The organism is Streptococcus danieliae (assembly GCF_009767945.1).
GTDB lineage: Bacteria > Bacillota > Bacilli > Lactobacillales > Streptococcaceae > Streptococcus > Streptococcus danieliae.
In genome coordinates, this window is sequence record NZ_WSRS01000003.1 from 1 (window position 1) to 20,315 (window position 20,315).

The window sequence follows — 20,315 nt, forward strand, 5'->3', positions numbered from 1 at the left end:
TACAATATTTGTCGTTTTGAACAGATCAAACGACTGAATTTGAATACATGGGCTTAGTGCGCCCAAAAATCAGAATTCTCCCGATAATCGGGATAGAAAAGTAGGAAATACAGGGACTCTTGCTGGAAATTAAAGGGCAAGAGTCCCTTCTTTTTTATATGATGGAATACTTCTGGTTTTTAGAAGTGCCCTTAAAGACTTTTGCAAGAGCTAATAGAGAATCCGTCATATTTCAAGATTCTTTTTTATAGGCTCTTTTGTAGTGAATGATTAGCCTTTGCAATGGCTCTTTTCCGTGGTTTAGCTGTCATTTTCCGCCTCCTTAGTCTCCAATTATTTCGTATGTCTTTTTAAAAATATCTGGTTTAACAGGATATTTTTCACCATCTACTCCAGTAATAATCCAATCACCAGCAGAGGCTTTCATAGTCCCCTCTAAAGTCTCTATATATCGGTCTGATTTTGTACGCTCAGCGTCAACCACTACTGGAATTTTCCGAACTTTAACCATTCCCCACCTCATCTAGCAATTCTGGATTCTCGTAGATGTTTCCAACAACTTCTCCAACTAACCAAAGATTATAGGGTAAATAATCGAAAGCTGTTTCCAATACAAATGCGAGAGATTCTTTCTGCCAAACAACAATCCCATACTTCTCACCTTCTGGATTTTCTGGGTAATAGAGAACATCCCCCTCAAATACTTCAACCCCTTTCGGGTCAGTCAGTCCTGTGGACTGCATGAGGATGATGTCTTTGTAAGTACGCCCATCTTCAAAATCTCGCCAGTCAAGATAAACTTTTCCATCACAAATTACGGGTTCATTATACATTTTCGCATTAAACCAAGCCCTGAACTTTGGTACTACCATTCTTCCCCACTTTCAACTCGCTTTAGCAAGCAATCACCGCAATAACCTGTCTGATAGATACTGTCACCATCTCCAGACTCTATCGAAAACCAGTATCCACACTCTTTACAACACAAAAACTCCATAATTAACCTCCTACTCCATTCTTCACTTCCACACGCTCCTTGATTTCCTCCGGCATATCAGTACCTAGAATAGCTTCCTTGTAAGTCTTCTCGCTTACCAAGAAATTCCCATAGCCAGATACCGTCAGCGTGTACTTGCCATCTTTTTCTTGCTTGTCGACCACTTTTCCGACAGTCAGACCTGTGTATGCCTGTCTAAGCTGTGTCTGGCTCATCTCTAAGCGTTCTACCTTCTGCTCCAGCTCGTGCAGCTGAATTCCAAAATGGATTTGAATGACGAAAATAAGCATAGCGAAGACCCACACACCAAAAAGAGCCGATTCTAAAATTCCTTTTTCTCGATTAGTCACTCAATCATCCTCCTCATCTTCTTCAAACAGTGCGAAGGAACATTCATGACAAAGTCCCACGAATCCTCCTCCTGGTCCGCAAGCAATACCTCTAGCTGCAATTTCTTTTTCTTGTTTACAAAAATGACATGGTCCAATCATAAATATTTCGCCCTTTCTAGCACATACTGCGGGACTTTATCCCCGACATGATAACAGTGAAAATCGTAGGGGCTTACAGAAATCCACTTGCCATCTACTAAAAACATATACTGTCCAAAGAAATTGACTCGCTTATCATCAATCTTCATGATCCAGCTCCTCGTATTCTAGAATGCCGACAAATAGAGGTAATGTTTCTAAAGCAGGCGGAATTAAGGTATATCTCAAAACTTCAATCTTATTTTCTCTAATGAAATCATTCACCTCTTCATCAAGGTACTCAACTAAATTCTCAAAATGCTTAACTCTGTAATTGCTCATTTTTCTCCATCTCCTCAATCAACCAATCTAAATTTTTACGGGCTTTTTTCACATCCTCAAGTCCGTTCTTGTTCTGAAAACGAGTAAGATACTTGATTGCGTTCCCCCAGGACCAGGCTGCCTTACCTTCTAGGTCTCCAATGAAATTATCAATAATTTCAATAGCTTCTAAACCGTACTTGCCTTGATAGTGCTTTGGTTTATTCACGTTATCTGTCATCTAAACCTCCACCATCTTGAAATCATAGACAGACGATTTGTTCTCATCCATCCACTCCATTGCTTCTTTTCTGGTTTCAAAATACTTCGAATCTCGATACTCACCTTGAAACCAGTATTCGACTATATAACTCTTTTTTTCTGTCATTTTGAACCTCTTACAATCTTTAAAGCATCATCAACGCTCCTAGCCACACCAGCTAAGGCACCTTGTTGTCTTGCTCTCCTTATGAATAATTCCTGTTCGGGTCTAACCTTCCCTTTTTGATTTTTGACTTCAATAAAGAATATCTGTCCGTCTAGTCTAAAACCAAACAAATCAGGAAAACCTTTTGGCAAACCTGTATCAAAATACCGACCATCAGTCGTCCTAACCTTACCGACATTCGCTCGATAAACTGGAATTCCAATTCTTGCTAGCTCCATGCGAATCAAGTTCTGAATGTCATGTTCCGATAATGGTGTATCCGCCACTTGCGACTTTTCTTCTTGCCGATTCAATGGTTCTCTCAAACTCCTCCCTTGTAAACTCATCACGACCTTTGACGCTGCCAATTAAAATTTCCAGCGAGGTTAAATCGTGCCCACCTTCTATCGCCCAACAAGCTGCTTTGAATAGATCATCATTCCGATTCATCCAAGTTCCCTCTAAGATTCGATTGTAGGCATCTCTGCCTTCATGATTTCCATTTCCTTGAATTGTCGGCAATGACTGTTGAAAATAATTCGTTACGATCTTTGGTTTTGATTTAAAAATATCTTTCTCAAATTCTCCCTCATAAACAGGAAGGTTCTTAACTGCTTGCAGAACCTCCCGGCCTTTTGAAGGAAATATCTTCACATAGTTATTTTCATTTGCTTTAATGTCAATACCCGGTAGAGGCCCAATCTTTTGCGAATAAGGTATCTCTTCTCTCTTCTTGAACAAAACATGCATACCACCAGAATCTGTCAGTTCAAAAAATGTATTCTTGAAATTACGAATAAGCTCCTCTTTGTACTCACTTCGAAGAATTGAAGAATAGCCATCTAAACCAAAATTATTTTGGTCTGTAGACAGAATAGTGAACAAATCTGCCTTCTGAGACTTGAGTAGAAACTTCAATCCTTGAGCAATAATTGGATCCATGGAATGCGTGTCAATATCAATCGCCCAAACACCACGCATGAGTAATGCATAATCGCAGTTGTTCCAGTTGATTGATTTGATTAGTTCTTCAGTAATCGGAATATCCTTGAATTTAATAACAGGACTTCCAGTCCTTCTGCTAAGTGGTATGACTTGATAGCCTTTTTTTAAGAATGCTAGTGCTGTTTTCATTGTTGACTCCATACACCTTGATACACCCTGTGACAGAAAAATCCATCAACCATGCGGATTTAGAAGATTTTGTAACAGAGTAACAGGGTTGAGACCGACCCATACCTTATATATAAATAAAATATAAATCATCATATCTTAGATTGACCTTGATACCTTGTTACATTATCTATTTTAGACCTTATAAATGCTTTAGTACCAAGGCTTTAGGTATGTAACAGGGTCACCCTGTTACACCCCCGAACACCCTGATACAAATTAAACGATATGCATATCAAACCGTTTTTTGTTATCGATGACATATCCTCGGACCACTTGACCGTTAACTCGTTTAGATACGGTCCTCACTCCAATTTCAGACAAAGCTTTTCCAAGTTTTGATCCGTTTTTGCCATAAACTACATTTGATAAATCAATCACTTCTTTGTTGTCCGTCCGCTGGACAAAATCAACTTCTTGCAAAGCGTTGATTAAAGCTAACTGAAAATCATCCAAATCAATGTCATTAAACACCTCAACATTTCTCCAGAAGAACTTACAATCCTGCTCTTTAAAATACTTCATGGCATGAAGTAAAAATCCAACGCTTGCTGCAACCTTTGGTGACTTATCTCGATAAGTAAATGATTTCCAGTAAGGTGCAAAAAACTCCTCACGTTCAAAGTCCGTCTCCTCTTTCGGTCTGTCTTTATACTGAATTAGTACAGAACGAGAATTCATCTCATCAGACAAGGCAACAGTTCGGTTGGTATCGATACACAAAACACTGGTCAACTCAACCAAAGACTGGTTCTGCTGGATTGCCCTAGCAACGTGTGTGCGCTCCGTTGCGATAATCTTTAAGACTCGCTCCATTGCAAATCCTTGGATATCACCCTGCTCTGTCGCAAGAGCCATCTCACCGCCTGAAAACATGGCCCAGGCTTGTAGACCTTCAAACCCGCCGGATTTCAGGAGATCCAACTCCACATCAATTTTCTTGAACAAGCCAGATAAAGCGATATGTCGCAACCCCTTCCCAGTCCGCACCCCTGATTTAGAGATGAAGAAATTGGTTTTAGGACGGATGCCACAAGCGACGTGCGCCATATAGTACGGCTGCAGTGTGGCATTATGGAGTGAGTCTGGATCAGCAATAACTTTGTTTAAGAAATCCTCAGCAACTAACATCCCAGCTTTAGCCAGTTTGCGAGTGACTGGATAATACTTGAAGTATGAGATGTTCTGTTTTGGAACCTCATTCAAGAGTTCGTTGCTTTCAAGATCAATCACGAAATCCTCACAAGCAATTTTATAAAGTTCTATACCTTTCGCTGGTGGAACATCTAAGAAATGATGGATCCCCTCAAGGATTTCAAGAATATGGTTTAAGTCCTTGAATCCGTACCTAGTTGCAATAGCGAAATCATCCAGTGATTTGAACTGCCGCCCACTGACATCGTAGAGTTTACCTTCAATGAAAGCATAGCGTCCAATCAGATAATCGCAGACCAATTTTGCGAAAGGTTGGAATCCCCTGTTTGCTGTAAATGTAATCTCATTGGTTTGATTATGAGTTGAGAATGTACCAGATACAAAACGGTAATTAGTTCGTCCATTCGATGTGTAGTAGCCAATATCATCTGCATCAATTTGAACAGTCTCAAACAAGTACTTAGCAACGCCATTTTTATCTACGGGCTTTATATCGTGTAATTGTTTTTTTAGTTCAGCTTTTAAAATCGATTCCCCAAACAGACTGGAAGCCCAGTCCGCTTGGTTAATCAATTTTGCGAGCCGTTCAGAAAATTGCTCCATAGACTACCTCTCTTAGAATGGTAGATCGTCATCCTGAATGTCTAGTCCAGTAGTAGCTGGTGCTTCCTTCCATTCATGATTAATTTGAGGGAATGCAGTTGCATTTGTATATTGCACTCGTGGATATTCTTGACCGTTATATTCCTCAAGTTTTACCTTAATCTTGGCTGCACGCCCCTTGAAGTCAGCTAGGAATTCCTCCATATTGTTGTATTTCTTACCTTCTGGAATCCCGAGAGCTTTCGCTTTCCCCATCAAGAATCCCATATGGTATTTTCCTGTTTCTTTGCTGCGCCATTGACGATCCCAAAGGTGGGCGTTTTGTTTGTCCTGGTCCACATCGTTACGAACCACATAATCAATCACGACTGCTTTATTGGTTCCATCTTTGTTCTCTTCTTCATAAGCATCAAATACAATCATCTCGTATTCTTTTGCTTTAAAATCTGCAAATTCTTGTACTTCTGAAAAATCTGTTGTAAATGCCATTGTTTAATACCTCGTCGTAATCTTTCGTTTTTGTTTTTCTACCCATTCACGGGCAATTCTGTAGTTCTGTGGACTAGCACCAGTGATTCGGATAAGTTCCTCGTCACTAATTTGGTAATTTTGATTATCCACGTAGAAAAAGAGTAATTTGTAAAGTGCGCGACCTTTTCCAGCCACCTTAGTTTTTGCTTTTGCAATTTTCCAGTTCATTTCTGGATCAGAACCATAACGGTGACTAGCTAGGCGTTTGTTATTCAATTCTTCTTGTCGAATTTCTTCAAGAACCGCATCAATCCGAGCCTTTGCTTTTCGCTCCTGTTCTCCGAAATCATATTGACAAATTTCACAAATCACTTGAGCAAGGGGCCAGAGAGCTCCGCAATTAGGGCACTCCTTTGCTTGGACTGTATTTTTCTTTTTCTTTCGTTTCCATCCACCCTTAAAGTACTTAGACCAGTCATGAGGCGTATAAGGAAGCCCATGAAGTCGCCAATTAGCTACACAATCAAGAATGATAGCTGTCTTCCCCGGTTGGTATCTCATAGACCGCATAGACTGCTGGAGGAATAACACCAAGGACCGTGTTGGGCGACAAAGAATAGTAACCGTACAATCTGGAACATCGAATCCTTCGCTGATTAAGTCCACATTGCAGAGTACCTGTATTTCTCCGTCACGAAAGGCTTGCATGATAGCCTCACGTTTCGCCTGTGGCGTTTTAGAATCAACGTGGACTGATTGTATCCCTGCTTGTTTAAACTCGCTAGAGAAGCTTTTAGAGGCCTCTAACGAATGGGCATATAAAATAGCCTTCTGACCATCAGCATGTTTGCGGTATTCTTCAACAATATTGCCATAGATAGCCTTTCCAAACGCCTCATCAATAGACTGGTTGGTGTACTCGCCGTTCCTGGTTTTTAATTTATTAGTGTCAATCGATAGTGCACTATAATACCTGCAGGGAGCAAGCCTCTGATTCTCAATCAACCACTGCACCGACTTGCCTTCCACCATGACCTCATAAGTATCTGTGTACCCATCTCCCGACATACGCCACGGGGTTGCGGTAAGCCCAACTCGTGTGACATCAGAATAGTAATCGTAGATAGCTTGATAGGTTGAAGCCTTACTGTGGTGACTCTCATCGGTGATAATAAGCATTGGTTTCTGTAAAGTATCCAAGCGATTCTTGGCTTTCCCAACCGTCAGCAAGTCAACCATGGATAGATCAACACCATGCTTAGTAAGACTTCCCGTTATCTGTTCAATCAGTTCTTTTCTGTGAACTAAGAATAAAACTCGTCCTCCCTTAGTGGTAGCTAGACGGATAATCTCTGAAATAACTACGGACTTACCACTCCCAGGAGGACTGACGATTAGAACATTCTTGCCGTCAGCAACCTGTTTGCGTGCCTGATCAATCAAATTTCGTTGGTAGTCGTATAGCTTAAACATTTTGAATCAGTTCCTCCACCTTGCATCCTTTGCGATCATCTAAACGGTTCTTAGCATAAACTGAGTTTGTAGGTTGAAGAATAAATCCACGTTTTACCTCTCCATCATCACCCTTATGAACCGTTAAACGAGCAGTAACGTCGGTCAACCCCATGAAGTTGTTCAAAATCTTTGGTCGAATATCAGGCATTGCCCGATTGAATGACTGACCACTCTCTGACGTCCAAACATCACTGGTTTCCCAGGCAGTGAAGATAATCCGCTTATTGATCTGTAAGAGTGCTCGTAAGGAATCAAGTATAGTGAAGTCAACCCGTTGATAGTCAGCCTGCGATGGAACACGGTTGTTCTTCCCTTCACGACCAAGATTTGCAAGAGTAGCACGAAATAGCTCTGATACATTGTCAATAACGATGGTGTCATAATCTTTAGCAGCACCGTTTAAAAGCTCTTTGACCAAATCCATCCATTCATTCCAAATTTCACGGGTATTGATGTCCACGATATCGATGTTCTCAGCACCTTTTAAAACCCCGGCTGATTTATCGATATTGACAACTAATGTCTTCCCTGGAATATATTTAAGCGATGTAGTCTTTCCACTTCCTGGATTCGCATAGATTAGGTAGCAAGCATTGTTGGTGTTAAGTTCAGTAGCTGGTGTAATATTTAAACTCATCGAATCACCAGACTTTCTGTCCGCTGAAGTGATACGCCGTCAACGATTAGTCCTTCTTTCACGTCAGCAAGTAGCTCTCGTTTGTCTAGTTTGATTTCAGTTTTTTCTTTGAAGTATTCATCTGGAATATTCTCTTCTGATTCAACTAACAATGACGGCGCATTTTTACGAATGTTGAAAGAGAATAATTCCGTCTTGAATTTACGTTTGTCTGACCGCTCCATAGCATCTTGGAGATAGGATTTAAGTCGTTTGATTTTGTTTTCATCAATACGATTAGCCATCTTTAAACGCTCCATCTCTTTCTTGCGAGCTTCCATCATTCCCTCAATATCCAAAATTAGGCGAGCGATATTGTCCGCTTTTAGTTCAATGGCATCATCTAAAACTTCAAGCTGGGCCATCCATAAATCTTCCTCTTCCTCTGAAAAGTCAAAGTCATAGAGAAATTTGTATTGTTCTGCTAGTTCGTATAGATTCATTCTGTAATCTCCTTCAATAATCGATCAACTTTGTCGGAGAGTTTTGATAACTTATCTCCGTCTGTTTCTTTTCTCATCGCTGCAAGCAGCAATTCCACCATCTCCCAACGAATTTCGTTCTTGGAGTCCATTAAGGCTTTTTTCGCCGTGTTTGTATTAAAATAATGCGAATAGTCAACGCCATTGTTTTCGATATAAACGGCTTTTCCTTGTTTAACATCTCGTGAGATACTGGCTTTAATTACTGCTTTTGATGTTCCTAATTTTTCAGCAACTTCATCCCGTGAGATATGTGGGTTATCTCGATAAAGTTCCCTAATTTTTTCTGCATTTGACATTTATTGACTCTCCTTTAATACATCTCAATCACATTAGCCGGCTTAGCCATGGCAGCACGATCATAATCTACATCCAGCATTTTGTAGTTCCGTTTGTATTCTTCACGAACCTGGATTCGTTCTTGTTCTAGGTCTCGCTTAGCCTGTTCGTAAGCTTTCGCTTCTACCGCTTTTAGTTCAGCGTCTCGTTTCCGTTTGCGTTTCAAACGTGCTGCCTTAATCATGAGGTGAATTGCAGATACTGATGCAACGTTTAGTGCGAAAATAATTGATAAGTTTTTAATTGTTTCTAGCATGGTTAACTCCTTTTTTACAGTAATTCCCAATTTTCTTTCATCCATTCCACGATTGCATCTCTCGGAAAGCGAACATGGGAACCTTTACCTTTGTCAATCTTTGGAAAACCAGGAATGGAAACTATTTCTTGGAAACGTTCATAGTTACTAACACCAAGCAACTTCTTACATTGCTCACTGTTTAAAATCAAAGGTAGAGCAAGTTCAATGTTGAAGGTTTCAAAAACTTCAGCAATCGCCACCTTTAACTTCGAAATAAAACGTTTTATCAAACTATCTGCTATATCGTCCATAAAAACTCCTTTCTGTGGTATAATTAAAGTGATTTATTTTAGTTAGCCCCTGACAAATTGCCGTTTGTTGGGGCTTTTTTTTCATTAGCGGGTAACATTATCCATACTCCCCTAGCGTGATATAATGATTTTGAGTAGAAAGCGTTCATTATTTTTACTCAAAAATTCACGGAAAGGAGGAAAAATTATGCCTTATTACTGGTACAACGACAAAATCGATTCGCATGGAAATCATGAAGTTCATAGATCAAATTGTAAATACATGCCTAATCTTCATAATGCTTCATACATTGGGGAGTTCACCTATGACTTTCAAGCAATGCAGAATGCTAGAAAATTATCTTGGAAAAAATTTGATGGTTGTTTTTTCTGCATGCCTACAGAACATCATGGTTGATTTTTTAGGGTTGCACTGAGCAACTCTTTTTTGCATGATCCAGATTCATACGACGAACTTTTCTGTACTCTTCAACCGAATTATATTTTAGTACCCGTAGAAAGAAGTTACGTTCATCATCAATCATCTTTCTCAAGAAGTGGCATTCAGATCGTAAGGCTTCATTCTCCACCTCTAACCTTTCAACTGTGTTCTTTAAAGATTGGTTGGTTTTATTTTTAAACATTTATCCCACCTCCTAATCAGAGAATTTATACGTTTCTTCAACTTCCATTTGTTCAAAAACACGATAATAATCACTTACTGCAATAGTCAGCGTCACTTGTCCATTCTCCTTATCAAAGACAACAGAGTCTTTTAGCACAAAAGGCACTCGGTAATCATTGATAAATAAAGCATTATCGTACTCTGTGATGATATTAATCATGACTTCTCTCCCTTCTGATTCAAGTCATTAAACCTTGATTATCTTGTAAAACCTGATGAAGAATAATGGAAAAGCGATTGACCATATCCTCATCTTGTTCTGGATATCCAGCTTCGTGCAAGACGGCATGTGTTAATTCATGGATTAGCACTTGCCTTTTCTTTTGTTCCGACAACGATTCTCTAATGTATATCGTTTGACTTTCATGGTCACAATATCCCCAAAGATTTCTGTCATCATCTCCTGCTTTAAAATACTCAGTCACAAGGACTGTATAAATCAGACCACAAACTTTAATGGTTTTCTTGTTCAATGCCATTCTCCATCACTACCTCTCTATATCCCTTTCCTAATTTTTCCGAGAGCCAGAACCGTCTCCCAAACATCCAAGCCTTCTAGGCTATCAATCATCAGTTGACTTAACTGATGATTTTTCCTTTCCCAATTATGAATTAGTTTTTCTGTCATTACTTACCTCTTTTCCTTTTGCCTACCTCCTCTCCAGTGCTATAATCGAGTTATCAAGATAGAAAGGAGGGAAAAGTTATGGATAAATTAACAAATGAACAGAGAGCGCATGATTTAGCTCTCTTAGCCACAAAAATCGAAGCGTCGAATATTCGTTCTGGTAAATACGATAAACAAAACCCCTTTGATATATACGCTATCTATCGAAATGCCTATTCAGCAGCGCTAAAGGCTATAAATAACGATTTTTGATTATTTCCCCGACTTTTTTCGAGTCTATTGTAATTGCAATAGACTCTCTGTTCAGTTCGGTAGATAAAACACCTGCATTATCTAGGAAATCGCCTAAAACTAAGTACCCTTTTGCAAGTTCGCACCTTGCAAGGGGGTCTTTTTCGTTTTCATAGGCTTCTTCAATATCCCTGAACATTTTTTGGATGTTCGATAAAAAAATCAAAGTTTGGTTTTCCATCATTCTGCGCCTCCTTTATCACCTACTCCACTTTTCGTGAAGTTCGTTCTGTAAAAATATAGCCAATATCCTTCTCGAATAATTTGGCTATTTTAAAAACTTCAGAAAGTTTAAAATCAGTTTGGTCTAACTCTTTACTTCTATATGACGCTTCCGAAATGTTTAGAAAATTACCCATTTGAGCTTGAGTTAGCCCTCTTTCCTTTCTAAGTTCATATAATCTTACTTGCAATGATAGCCACCTCCCTTCCTATAAATTTTTATTCGCCCTGTTGGGCAACAGCCAGCCGTGGAATCGAACCACGATAAAGACCAATTCTGGCTTATGAGTTTGGTATAATTAAAGAAAAACGATTGGAGAATAGACTATGCTGGGAATTCCATGGCTAGAATGGTTAGAAATTTTCAACACAATTACAACACCCATAGCTTTTATAATAACCATATACACTTTTAATGTAGCTAGAGCCACCAGTGATAAATTAGAAGAGACAAGGGAAATTAGTCGATTAAACGCAGAGTCCAACCTCTTTTTAGGTCACTTAGATGCTATAAAGATTGTTATTGATAAAAATGATAATCTAAAAAACGAAGTTCCAAAAAATATATTAGCTAGTTTATACAATACCTTAACTGATATAGAAACTCGCTATCCACGGGCTACTCAAAATAATACAACTCTCAACGAGAATCTACAGAAGCTTACTGATCTTTGTAAACAAGAACATACTACTTTTGAGGAAGTAACTAAGCCTTTTAAGTCAATTTACAATATCATTTCTATTAGAAAGGATGGAATCTAATGAAAGATATTATTGATTCTTTGGTTAATCTAACCTTAGACCACGAGATAGAATGGAACACTATTGATAAACTGATAGTTAATGGTGAACCCTATGTTCATTTCCGACATATCCTCATAGACCAATCCTACTTCACAAAGTACAACGATAAGACTTTTGTTATTCTATACGGAGAAGCATTAAACTGGATTGACCAAAGCACAATACGTCAATTCTTTTTTCAGCAAATTGAAGATAATGCTATAACTGATATAGATTTCCCGATTAAAGATATAGTAAAACTTCATACCATTATTCAAATAGCTTAATTACTTATCTTCAAAGTATAGATCTATGTACTTTTGGTGCATCCTATATCTTTCGCGTAACTTCTTAAGTTTTACCAGACACCTCGCGATAGCCCAAAAATTCACAAGGAATAATAGAAGGTGAAAGTACAACATATCAACTCCTTTTCTACCCAAACACCAACCGATAAACACCGTAAGCAATTGCTCCAAGAATCAATACACTTGGAAGCAATCCACCTCTGATGGAAATCTTAGTTTTTTCTACTCCATCAGAAACCATCTGAGATTTCTCAAAACTACCAATTAAAACTTTTTCCCAGTCCATTATTACTCTCCTTTTTCTTGCGGAGGTACAAGCTATGTGTTAGACTAAATATATCCCCCTAAGGGGAGGAGGCTTTCGCCTCCCTCTTAACCAAGTTACCACTTGATTAAGAATTTGAATTTGAGCTTAAGCCCTAGGAAACTGATTTCGAAAGCTAGTTCCTTGTGCTTAGGCTTTTTATTTAGCCTTGACTCCATATCCTGTACCTCCTTTCTTTTTGCTAGGTCATTCCCTGACCTTGATTATATTATACTTCACGATAAGTGAGGTGTCAAGAGTTTTTTTGCTAAAACACAAAAAAACTTTCGTTTCGTGAGTTTTCGTGCTATAATCTACTTAAGATAATCAAGTAAAAAGGAAGTAAGATTATGAATGAGAAAGACTTAGCCAAATATATTGGTTCGAAAATAAAAGAGTATCGTAAATTAAGGGGATTGACACAAAAAGAGTTAGCTCAAAAAATCAAAATGGGAGATACTACTATTGCGAATTATGAAAAAGGGTTTCGTTCTCCAAAAAAAGATACCATGTTTGCATTAGCGAATGCGTTTGATATTTCCATTGATGATCTATTTCCTCCTATCAACTCTATTTCGCAAGATTCGACAACTCCCCAAGAAATACCCTCTTCCGTCAGTAAACTCAATTCTGAACTTAATACAGAAAATCACAGCAAGTGGATTGATTACGGAAACGAACTACTAGAAGAACAGAATACCGTCCAAGAAGAATCTGCTGAATACAGTAGCGATAAAGTGGTCTCAATAAAGAAAAAACTATTCAAATACCATGTCTACGAAAAGCTTTCGGCTGGAACCGGAGAATCTTATTTCAACGACTGGAATTACGACGAAGTCTACTACGATGAAGAAATCGACCATGATTTTGCCTCTTGGATTTTTGGTGATTCCATGGAACCTCGTTTCTTAAACGGTGAGGTCGCACTCATTAAAGATACTGGATTCGATTACGACGGTGCCATCTATGCTGTTGAATGGGACGGACAAACCTATATCAAAAAAGTCAAACGTGAAAAAGATGGTCTCCGTCTTATTTCTCTAAACTCAAAATATAAAGATAAGTTTGCCCCTTACGACGAAGATCCACGGATCATCGGAAAGATTGTTGGTAGTTTCCAACCTATTTCAATTTAGACTGAAAGAATTGACGCCATGAAACATTTCCTTGAAAGAATACAAAAAATTGAGATACTATCTGTTGATAAATTCGGAAATTTGCAAAAAGGAGTAGCTTACGACCTAGAAACCTACCCTACAGAATTTAAACTTGTATTTCAAATTCATTTCCTAAATATCCAACCTGATACTGATTACTCAATAAGCTTAGAGTGGTTCTACGGTCAAGCCCCAGATAACGTGAATGTATCTCTCGTTATGTTAAATATCCCCGAGATAGATATGATAAAAATAAAGGATGGCTATGGTCTAGCATTTGGAAGTTTTGATGTTAATCTACCCTTATCCAACCCAGATGAAATAAAATTTAATCTAATGCTTTATCGACATGACTCAGATACACCTAAATTACTATCAACATTTGAATCATATCTTGTTTTCGGGGAGGTAAACCATGCCGGAAAATAACATAATACCTTTTCACCCTCAAAAACCAACTGTCCAAAGTGGTACAATGGAGACAACCACAAAAACGGAGGTCAGGGACATGAACAAAGATACTTACTCAAAAAGCGAGATTGACTTGAAGTTGCAGAATTTAGAAAACAAGGTAGATAGTCAGTTTACTTTGCTAAATGAACGTCTAGAATCTAGTACAAAACACATTTTATCAGAAACAAAGAACATGCTTAACGAGCTTCAGCTAGCGCAATATAAAGAACGAGAAACCGAAAGAAAAGCAACTAATAAATGGTTTATCGGGCTATTGGTTACAATCGGTATCGCTTTGTTTAAACTGTTCTTTCCGTAGTATTCATAGTGTAAAATCAGGTAAAAATTTACACTAACAAAAAACTCCCCACACTTCCGCCGCCAAGCACAGTGTGAGGAGTAAAACGATTGTATGAGAATCAGCCTTACGGCTTTTTCTTATACCCATTTTATCATAAAATGAGGTGAGTTTATGGCATATTTTCGAAAACGAACCAACGGATGGGAATATCGCATCTCCTACAAGACTCCCGATGGGAAGTACAAGCAGAAATCTAAGTCTGGTTTTCGAACAAAAAGCGAAGCTGTTCGCGCTGCATCCGAAGCGGAACTTGAATTAGAACCAGGTTTACGGATTGAAAAAGAGATTACCTTTGCGGATTACTTCAAAAAGTGGTATCTAATACATAAACAACCCCATATTTCTACTGGGACAATTAAGCACTACCAAACGGCGCATGCTGCTATTCTAAAATATTTCGGAAACATACAATTGAAATCGCTCACCCCGTCCATATATCAAGAAACACTGAATGAAATGGGAAAGCATTATCGAAAAGGTACACTTCGGCTGCTAAATTCCAAATACAGATCGTGTGCCAAATATGCGGTTATGGATAGAATTATCTCTGTCAATTTTGCAGAAGTTGCTAAAGTCCATTCTTCTGTTCCTCCTAAAAATTTAGATGAAAAATTTTTATCGGAATCAGAATATAAACTGCTTATTGAAGAGACTAAGAACAATCCCTTTAAACTCCGAAACCTACAACTTTATCTTTTGGCAGTAACTGGAATGCGTGTAGGAGAAAGCTTGGGATTGACCTGGGATGATGTTGACTTCGAAAAAGGTGAGTTGAATATCAATAAGACTTGGGATATTTATACTCGCGATAAGTTCGCAAAGACAAAAAACGATCAATCAATACGGACTATTCCAATCGATGATGATACAATTAAATTACTGCGTGAATACAAACAAGGCTACTGGAAGCAAAATGAACATAATCGCCTGTTTACTTCAGACGCTCACGCTTTTCTCAATAAACGGATAAAATCCTTAGTAGGCAGAACTGTCCATGTACATTCGTTGAGACATACATACGTCAGTTATTTACTTTCAAGCGGAATTGAGGTTCTGACTATCTCTAAATTGATTGGTCACAAAGACCCAACAATTACACTGAACACTTACTCTCACCTTTTGAGAGAAAGAGAAATTGAGGATTACCAAAAGATAAAAAAACTTTTTGGGGCAGATTTGGGTCAATATACCAAACAAAGCCTTTAAAACAAGGATTTAGAAAGATAATTATGATTACCAAAGAATTCGATACCATTACTGCTATCTCAACTCCCTTAGGGGAAGGGGCTATCGGAATTGTCCGACTTTCAGGGTCCGATAGTTTAACCATTTTGAAAAAAGTGTTTAAGGGGAAAAATCTGGACCAGGTAGAAAGCCACACTCTTAATTACGGCCATATCATCGATCCCGATAAGGATGAGATTTTGGACGAGGTTATGGTGGGAATTATGCTGGCTCCCAAGACCTTTACCCGTGAGAATGTGGTTGAAATTAACACACATGGAGGGGTGGCTGTCACAAACGAGATTCTCCAGCTCCTCATCCGGCAAGGGGCACGTTTGGCTGAACCGGGTGAATTCACCAAACGCGCTTTTTTAAATGGCAGGGTCGACCTGACACAAGCCGAAGCGATTATGGATTTAATCCGTGCCAAAACCGATAAGGCCATGAATATCGCGGTTAAACAATTGGATGGCTCCCTCTCGCAATTGATCAATGACACGCGCCAGGAAATTCTCAATACGCTAGCCCAGGTTGAGGTGAACATTGATTATCCTGAATACGATGATGTCGAGGAAATGACGACCCAGCTCTTGCGGGAAAAAACAGCGGACTTCGAGCAGTTACTAGCTTCACTACTTCAGACAGCACGCCGTGGTAAAATTCTACGAGAAGGGATTACCACTGCCATTATCGGACGTCCCAATGTTGGGAAATCCAGTCTACTCAACAGTCTACTAAGGGAAGATAAAGCTATCGTTACGGATATTGCTGGGACCACTCGGGACGTCATCGAGGAATATGTCAACATCCAGGGGATTCCACTCAAACTGATTGACACAGCTGGGATTCGCGAAACAGAAGATATCGTGGAACAGATTGGTGTGGAACGATCCCGCAAGGCCTTGCAAGAGGCTGACCTGGTTCTCCTCGTTTTAAACTCTAGCCAGGCCTTGACAGATCAAGATCGGCAACTCTTGGAGTTGACCCAGGATATGAATCGAATTGTCCTTCTCAATAAAACCGACTTGGAAAGCCAGATTGAAAAAGATCAGCTGCCTACTGATGCCATCCCTATCTCGGTTTTAAAACAAGACAATCTTGAAGCCATTGAAGAACGGATCAACCAGCTCTTCTTTGAAAATGCTGGTTTGGTGGAACAGGATGCCACCTACCTGTCTAATTCACGGCACATCAGTCTAATTGAAAAAGCCCTAGCGAGCCTGCAGGCAGTCAACGAAGGCCTAGCTCTCGGAATGCCAGTTGACCTGCTCCAGGTTGACCTCACCCGTACCTGGGAAATTCTAGGAGAGATTACCGGAGACGCTGCTCCTGATGAACTGATTACCCAACTCTTCTCCCAATTCTGTTTAGGAAAATAGATCATCTTTTCTTTTATAAAACAAAATGCATCAAATCACGGGACTTTCTCCCACTTGATTTGATGCATTTTTAAATTCAGAAACTATTTATCAGTTCCTACTTCTACTTTCAGATAGGCTTCTGCTAAACCAGCTTCGGATAGCTGCTCGTCGATAAAGCTACCATTAGAGGTCCGCTCCATGAGACGTAGCTGGTCCAACTCAACTGAATAAGCACGGCCGGCTTGGTCCAAAACTTCCAAAAGACCTGCTCCATCGGCCGCAATAGCTCCCGCCATGAAGACTCGGTGCGGTGCTTTTTTCAATTCTTTCAAGATTTGCAAGCCGCGGCCGGCACGACCAGCCAGTGGGAAATCAGCAAGGCGATTGGCCTTGATGGCACCGCGTTGTGTCAAGAGGTAGAAGGTCTCAGAAGTCACTGGGAAGGTAGCCACCAGCCAATCGTCCGCCTTCAAGTTCATGGCCTTAACCCCGGCCGCCTTGGCTCCAACCTGTGGCACATCCTCACCCGCAAAATGCAGGGCATAACCCAGGTGACTGATCGCCAGGATCGACTCTTGGCCAATTGGGGCCACCGTGATCACCTGATCATCCGCCCCCTTCAACTTCATATAGACCGTTGCCTTAGACTTGTAGGTCCGCCAAGGTTTGAGATCCGCCAGCGCCAGACGTTTGATTTGACCAGATCGGCTAGCCACCAAATAGGTTCCCAGCTCAAAATCCGACACCACCTGCGCAAACACAATCTCTTCGTCTTGGGCAAAGTTACTGATCGACTGGCTCAGATGCTCCCCTAGATCCTTCCACCGAATGTCCGTTAGCTCATGGACTGGGCGATAGATGACATTTCCCTTATTGGTAAAAAGGAAGAGGTGCTGGGTTGTTTGACAGGCTGCCAACAGGATCAAATGGTCGTCCTCCCGCTTGCCCATCTCTTCCAGATTGGAAGCAGAGAAGGAACGAGGACTGGTCCGCTTGATGTAGCCAGCCTTTGTCACTGACACATAGGTATCTTCCGCCACAATCAGGCTGGCACTATCAATCTCAATCGTCTGAGCCTGGTCCTGTAATTCTGATAAACGGGGATTGGCAAAGGTCTTCTTGACCTGGCGCAATTCCTTTTTCATGAGGTTAAAGAGGGTACCCTCATCACCAATAATGGCTTGCAGGGTCTGGATCGTTTCTTCCAGCTCTGCTTGCTCGGCAAGGAGGATTTGGACGTCCGTATTGGTCAGACGATAGAGTTGCAAGGTGACAATCGCTTCCGCCTGCTCCGGCGTGAAGTCATAGGTCACCTCCAAGTTCTTCTTAGCATCCGCCTTATTTTCCGATTGGCGAATCAGGGAAATGACCTCATCCAAGATGGACACCACTCGGATCAAGCCTTCAACAATATGCAGCCGTTTTTCCGCCTTGGCTTTTTCAAAACGACTGCGGGCCAAAATCACTTCTTGACGGTGTTGAATATAGCTAGTCAAAATCCGGTGGAGACCAACCTGCCTTGGTGTTGAGTGATCAATCGCCACCATGTTAAAGTTGTAGTTGATTTGCAGGTCACTGTATTTAAACAGGTAGTTCAGAATCAAGTCAGCCTTGGCGTCCTTCTTCAACTCAATCGCAATCCGCAAACCAGTCCGGTCACTTTCATCCCGAACCTCCGCAATCCCGGCAACCTTATTGGCCACCCGAATATCGTCAATCTTCTTAACGAGACTAGCCTTGTTGACCTCATAGGGCAACTCTGTCACCACAATCTGTTGCTTGCCCCCCTTGAGGGATTCAATCGCTGTTCTAGCACGAACAACCACCCGGCCCTTACCGGTCTCATAAGCCTTACGGATCTCATCCTTGCCTTGAACAATCCCGCCCGTCGGGAAATCCGGCCCAGGCAGGAAGCTCATCAACTTATCCAGCTTGGCATTGGGATGATCAATCAAATAGATCGTGGCATCAATCACTTCCGCCAAATTGTGCGGAGGAATATCGGTCGCATAGCCGGCCGATATTCCAGTCGCCCCATTAACCAGCAGATTGGGGAAGGCGGCGGGTAAAACCGTTGGCTCTTTTTCCGTATCATCAAAATTCCAAGCAAACGGCACAGTCTCCTTGTCTATATCCAACAAGAGATAATCGGAAATCTCTGACAAACGGGACTCGGTGTACCGCATGGCCGCCGGTGGATCCCCATCCATGGAACCGTTATTCCCGTGCATCTCCACCAGGATCTCCCGATTCTTCCAGTCCTGGCTCATCCGCACCATGGCATCATAAATCGAGCTATCTCCATGAGGGTGGAAATTCCCCATGATATTCCCCACAGCCTTGGCCGACTTCCGATAGCCCTTCTCAAACGTATTGCCATCCTTATTCATGGAATAAAGAATTCGGCGCTGGACCGGCTTCAAGCCATCCCGAATATCCGGCAGGGCCCGATCCTGAATTACATATTTGGAGTAACGCCCAAAACGCTCTCCCATGATGTCCTCAAGGGACATGGTTTGAATGTTTGACATAAATTAAGATACAAAGGGACAGTTCACTTGCGAAAATTTTTCGTAGAAACATCGTCCCGTGTTCAGTTAGATCAACTAACCAACACAATCCTTTCTTATTTCTTAGGCGAGGTCAAAACCAATGTTAAGCCTCTTTTTTAATTGCTAGCACAAAAGGAGCTCGCAATCGATCGATCTCTTCGTTTGTTCTTCAAACTCAGAGAAATCCAATCACTCCCTGCCTTCATCCCCTATTCCTGTAAACATTTCTGCTTGGTAGTAGTTATAGCCCTCATAATAATAAGAATGGTCCAGCCCTTTGAAGAAAGTTGCTCTTCCAAGATCATCTGTTAAAGCCTGGAGCAGGAGGTACTTGAGTTCTCCGGTTGAGACATGGCTTCTGACCATGGCATTAAAATAGGCATCCTTATCGACAGCATTCCAGTCAACCACCTGTCCCAGACTAGCCCGAAGCATACAGTCCAACCAAATGCGCATACTTCTGCCATTTCCTTCACGAAAGGGATGAGCCACATTCATATCGGCATACTTATCAATAATTTCATCAAAGGTTTGATGGGGAAGCTTATCGATATAAAGGAGCGATTGTTCTAAGAAAATACGGGGGGCAAACTGAAAATCATCCTTGGCGATATTCACATCCCGAATTTTTCCAGCAAAATCATAGATTTCTTCAAAAAGAAGCTCATGAATCTGAGTCAGACCCTTGAAGCTACCGACTTCTAAGGCAAACAGCTGGCCACTCTCAAAGAGTTGGACCGCTTTTTTCTTGCTTAATTCTTCTTCTTTGCGAGCCAGCTCGGCAGCATTGTCAATTCCTAACTTATTGGCTAAAACCATTTCTGTCCTC

General features: G+C 40.7%; 34 protein-coding genes. 8 read left to right on the forward strand and 26 right to left on the reverse strand.

Translation table 11 applies throughout. From position 1 onward, the window contains the following. Positions 1 to 322 precede the first annotated feature (322 nt). From E5983_RS00625 to E5983_RS09990, 21 genes are all read right to left on the reverse strand, one after another. Positions 323 to 511 carry a hypothetical protein gene (locus E5983_RS00625; protein WP_160332012.1) on the reverse strand — a complete coding sequence of 63 codons (189 nt, stop codon included), beginning with the start codon at positions 509 to 511 and terminating at the stop codon, positions 323 to 325. Continuing rightward, positions 504 to 872 carry a YopX family protein gene (locus tag E5983_RS00630; protein ID WP_160332013.1) on the reverse strand — a complete coding sequence of 123 codons (369 nt, stop codon included), beginning with the start codon at positions 870 to 872 and terminating at the stop codon, positions 504 to 506. The genes E5983_RS00625 and E5983_RS00630 overlap by 8 nt, the downstream gene beginning before the upstream one ends. Before the next feature lie 127 nt (positions 873 to 999). Next, on the reverse strand, positions 1,000 to 1,347 hold the full coding sequence (locus E5983_RS00635; RefSeq protein ID WP_160332014.1) for a DUF1372 family protein: 348 nt from the start codon (positions 1,345 to 1,347) through the stop codon (positions 1,000 to 1,002). A gap of 137 nt (positions 1,348 to 1,484) precedes the next feature. After that, positions 1,485 to 1,637 (reverse strand): hypothetical protein, encoded by a 153-nt coding sequence (locus tag E5983_RS00640; protein WP_160332015.1) that lies wholly within the window; start codon positions 1,635 to 1,637, stop codon positions 1,485 to 1,487. Continuing rightward, positions 1,627 to 1,809, reverse strand: coding sequence for a hypothetical protein (locus tag E5983_RS00645; RefSeq protein ID WP_160332016.1), 183 nt, complete (start codon positions 1,807 to 1,809; stop codon positions 1,627 to 1,629). Before E5983_RS00645 ends, E5983_RS00640 begins: the two co-directional genes overlap by 11 nt. Next, positions 1,790 to 2,029 (reverse strand): DUF3310 domain-containing protein, encoded by a 240-nt coding sequence (locus E5983_RS00650; RefSeq protein ID WP_160332017.1) that lies wholly within the window; start codon positions 2,027 to 2,029, stop codon positions 1,790 to 1,792. The genes E5983_RS00645 and E5983_RS00650 overlap by 20 nt, the downstream gene beginning before the upstream one ends. Next, a complete protein-coding gene (locus E5983_RS00655; protein WP_160332018.1) occupies positions 2,030 to 2,176 on the reverse strand; it encodes a hypothetical protein in 147 nt (48 codons plus the stop codon). It lies immediately after the preceding gene. Next, entirely contained in the window at positions 2,173 to 2,529 is a 357-nt protein-coding gene (locus E5983_RS00660) for a VRR-NUC domain-containing protein (RefSeq protein WP_237397553.1), read from the reverse strand. Before E5983_RS00660 ends, E5983_RS00655 begins: the two co-directional genes overlap by 4 nt. Beyond that, positions 2,474 to 3,349 carry a bifunctional DNA primase/polymerase gene (locus E5983_RS00665; protein ID WP_237397554.1) on the reverse strand — a complete coding sequence of 292 codons (876 nt, stop codon included), beginning with the start codon at positions 3,347 to 3,349 and terminating at the stop codon, positions 2,474 to 2,476. The genes E5983_RS00660 and E5983_RS00665 overlap by 56 nt, the downstream gene beginning before the upstream one ends. Positions 3,350 to 3,607: 258 nt before the next feature. Continuing rightward, positions 3,608 to 5,146, reverse strand: coding sequence for a phage resistance protein (locus tag E5983_RS00670; RefSeq protein ID WP_160332021.1), 1,539 nt, complete (start codon positions 5,144 to 5,146; stop codon positions 3,608 to 3,610). A 12-nt stretch (positions 5,147 to 5,158) separates the two neighbouring features. Beyond that, positions 5,159 to 5,635 carry a DUF669 domain-containing protein gene (locus tag E5983_RS00675; protein WP_160332022.1) on the reverse strand — a complete coding sequence of 159 codons (477 nt, stop codon included), beginning with the start codon at positions 5,633 to 5,635 and terminating at the stop codon, positions 5,159 to 5,161. A gap of 3 nt (positions 5,636 to 5,638) precedes the next feature. Then, positions 5,639 to 7,090, reverse strand: a complete 1,452-nt coding sequence (locus E5983_RS00680) for a DEAD/DEAH box helicase (RefSeq protein ID WP_160332023.1) — start codon at positions 7,088 to 7,090, stop codon at positions 5,639 to 5,641. Next, positions 7,083 to 7,769: an AAA family ATPase gene (locus E5983_RS00685; RefSeq protein ID WP_160332024.1), complete on the reverse strand. Its 687-nt coding sequence runs from the start codon at positions 7,767 to 7,769 to the stop codon at positions 7,083 to 7,085. Before E5983_RS00685 ends, E5983_RS00680 begins: the two co-directional genes overlap by 8 nt. Continuing rightward, on the reverse strand, positions 7,766 to 8,251 hold the full coding sequence (locus tag E5983_RS00690) for a siphovirus Gp157 family protein (protein WP_160332025.1): 486 nt from the start codon (positions 8,249 to 8,251) through the stop codon (positions 7,766 to 7,768). The genes E5983_RS00685 and E5983_RS00690 overlap by 4 nt, the downstream gene beginning before the upstream one ends. Beyond that, a complete protein-coding gene (locus E5983_RS00695) occupies positions 8,248 to 8,589 on the reverse strand; it encodes a hypothetical protein (protein WP_160332026.1) in 342 nt (113 codons plus the stop codon). Before E5983_RS00695 ends, E5983_RS00690 begins: the two co-directional genes overlap by 4 nt. 14 nt (positions 8,590 to 8,603) lie before the next feature. Beyond that, positions 8,604 to 8,885, reverse strand: a complete 282-nt coding sequence (locus E5983_RS00700) for a hypothetical protein (protein WP_160332027.1) — start codon at positions 8,883 to 8,885, stop codon at positions 8,604 to 8,606. A gap of 14 nt (positions 8,886 to 8,899) precedes the next feature. Continuing rightward, positions 8,900 to 9,178, reverse strand: coding sequence for a DNA-binding protein (locus E5983_RS00705; RefSeq protein ID WP_160332028.1), 279 nt, complete (start codon positions 9,176 to 9,178; stop codon positions 8,900 to 8,902). 401 nt (positions 9,179 to 9,579) lie between these two features. Then, positions 9,580 to 9,801, reverse strand: coding sequence for a hypothetical protein (locus E5983_RS00710; protein ID WP_160332029.1), 222 nt, complete (start codon positions 9,799 to 9,801; stop codon positions 9,580 to 9,582). Positions 9,802 to 9,813: 12 nt separating this feature from the next. Continuing rightward, positions 9,814 to 10,002: a hypothetical protein gene (locus E5983_RS00715; RefSeq protein ID WP_160332030.1), complete on the reverse strand. Its 189-nt coding sequence runs from the start codon at positions 10,000 to 10,002 to the stop codon at positions 9,814 to 9,816. Positions 10,003 to 10,021: 19 nt separating this feature from the next. Continuing rightward, positions 10,022 to 10,315, reverse strand: coding sequence for an ImmA/IrrE family metallo-endopeptidase (locus E5983_RS00720; RefSeq protein ID WP_237397555.1), 294 nt, complete (start codon positions 10,313 to 10,315; stop codon positions 10,022 to 10,024). A 23-nt stretch (positions 10,316 to 10,338) separates the two neighbouring features. Further along, positions 10,339 to 10,470 carry a hypothetical protein gene (locus tag E5983_RS09990; RefSeq protein ID WP_262092347.1) on the reverse strand — a complete coding sequence of 44 codons (132 nt, stop codon included), beginning with the start codon at positions 10,468 to 10,470 and terminating at the stop codon, positions 10,339 to 10,341. Between the two features lie 78 nt (positions 10,471 to 10,548). Here E5983_RS09990 and E5983_RS09655 point away from each other — a divergent pair, with 78 nt between their 5' ends. Then, positions 10,549 to 10,722 carry a hypothetical protein gene (locus E5983_RS09655; RefSeq protein ID WP_202056263.1) on the forward strand — a complete coding sequence of 58 codons (174 nt, stop codon included), beginning with the start codon at positions 10,549 to 10,551 and terminating at the stop codon, positions 10,720 to 10,722. Here the strand turns inward: E5983_RS09655 and E5983_RS09660 are convergent. Both E5983_RS09660 and E5983_RS00725 read right to left on the reverse strand, forming a co-directional pair. Next, a complete protein-coding gene (locus E5983_RS09660; RefSeq protein ID WP_202056270.1) occupies positions 10,703 to 10,945 on the reverse strand; it encodes a hypothetical protein in 243 nt (80 codons plus the stop codon). The two genes, E5983_RS09655 and E5983_RS09660, sit on opposite strands and share 20 nt — an antisense overlap. A 19-nt stretch (positions 10,946 to 10,964) precedes the next feature. Further along, the gene (locus tag E5983_RS00725) at positions 10,965 to 11,174 is read right to left on the reverse strand and encodes a helix-turn-helix transcriptional regulator (protein WP_160332032.1); all 210 of its coding nucleotides are present in this window, start codon (positions 11,172 to 11,174) and stop codon (positions 10,965 to 10,967) included. Positions 11,175 to 11,310: 136 nt separating this feature from the next. On the opposite strand from E5983_RS00725, the gene E5983_RS00730 reads away from it, so the two are divergent. Both E5983_RS00730 and E5983_RS00735 read left to right on the forward strand, forming a co-directional pair. Further along, positions 11,311 to 11,745: a hypothetical protein gene (locus E5983_RS00730; RefSeq protein ID WP_160332033.1), complete on the forward strand. Its 435-nt coding sequence runs from the start codon at positions 11,311 to 11,313 to the stop codon at positions 11,743 to 11,745. Further along, entirely contained in the window at positions 11,745 to 12,053 is a 309-nt protein-coding gene (locus tag E5983_RS00735; protein WP_160332034.1) for a hypothetical protein, read from the forward strand. The genes E5983_RS00730 and E5983_RS00735 overlap by 1 nt, the downstream gene beginning before the upstream one ends. A 148-nt stretch (positions 12,054 to 12,201) precedes the next feature. Here the strand turns inward: E5983_RS00735 and E5983_RS09665 are convergent, their stop codons facing one another. Next, complete coding sequence (locus tag E5983_RS09665) at positions 12,202 to 12,360, reverse strand: hypothetical protein (RefSeq protein WP_202056267.1); 159 nt, start codon at positions 12,358 to 12,360, stop codon at positions 12,202 to 12,204. Positions 12,361 to 12,728: 368 nt separating this feature from the next. Between E5983_RS09665 and E5983_RS00740 the strand changes: the two genes are divergently transcribed. From E5983_RS00740 to mnmE, 5 genes are all read left to right on the forward strand, one after another. Further along, on the forward strand, positions 12,729 to 13,514 hold the full coding sequence (locus E5983_RS00740) for a S24 family peptidase (protein WP_160332035.1): 786 nt from the start codon (positions 12,729 to 12,731) through the stop codon (positions 13,512 to 13,514). Between the two features lie 18 nt (positions 13,515 to 13,532). Further along, a complete protein-coding gene (locus tag E5983_RS00745; protein ID WP_160332036.1) occupies positions 13,533 to 13,964 on the forward strand; it encodes a hypothetical protein in 432 nt (143 codons plus the stop codon). Beyond that, positions 13,951 to 14,307 carry a hypothetical protein gene (locus E5983_RS00750; RefSeq protein WP_160332037.1) on the forward strand — a complete coding sequence of 119 codons (357 nt, stop codon included), beginning with the start codon at positions 13,951 to 13,953 and terminating at the stop codon, positions 14,305 to 14,307. The genes E5983_RS00745 and E5983_RS00750 overlap by 14 nt, the downstream gene beginning before the upstream one ends. A 153-nt stretch (positions 14,308 to 14,460) precedes the next feature. Then, positions 14,461 to 15,555: a site-specific integrase gene (locus tag E5983_RS00755; protein ID WP_160332038.1), complete on the forward strand. Its 1,095-nt coding sequence runs from the start codon at positions 14,461 to 14,463 to the stop codon at positions 15,553 to 15,555. Between the two features lie 23 nt (positions 15,556 to 15,578). Next, positions 15,579 to 16,952 (forward strand): tRNA uridine-5-carboxymethylaminomethyl(34) synthesis GTPase MnmE, encoded by a 1,374-nt coding sequence (mnmE, locus tag E5983_RS00760; RefSeq protein WP_160332039.1) that lies wholly within the window; start codon positions 15,579 to 15,581, stop codon positions 16,950 to 16,952. A gap of 83 nt (positions 16,953 to 17,035) precedes the next feature. Here the strand turns inward: mnmE and parC are convergent, their stop codons facing one another. Both parC and fic read right to left on the reverse strand, forming a co-directional pair. Continuing rightward, entirely contained in the window at positions 17,036 to 19,465 is a 2,430-nt protein-coding gene (gene parC, locus E5983_RS00765; protein WP_160332040.1) for a DNA topoisomerase IV subunit A, read from the reverse strand. 210 nt (positions 19,466 to 19,675) lie between these two features. Next, positions 19,676 to 20,305: a protein adenylyltransferase Fic gene (gene fic, locus E5983_RS00770; RefSeq protein ID WP_160332041.1), complete on the reverse strand. Its 630-nt coding sequence runs from the start codon at positions 20,303 to 20,305 to the stop codon at positions 19,676 to 19,678. Between the last annotated feature and the right edge of the window lie 10 nt (positions 20,306 to 20,315).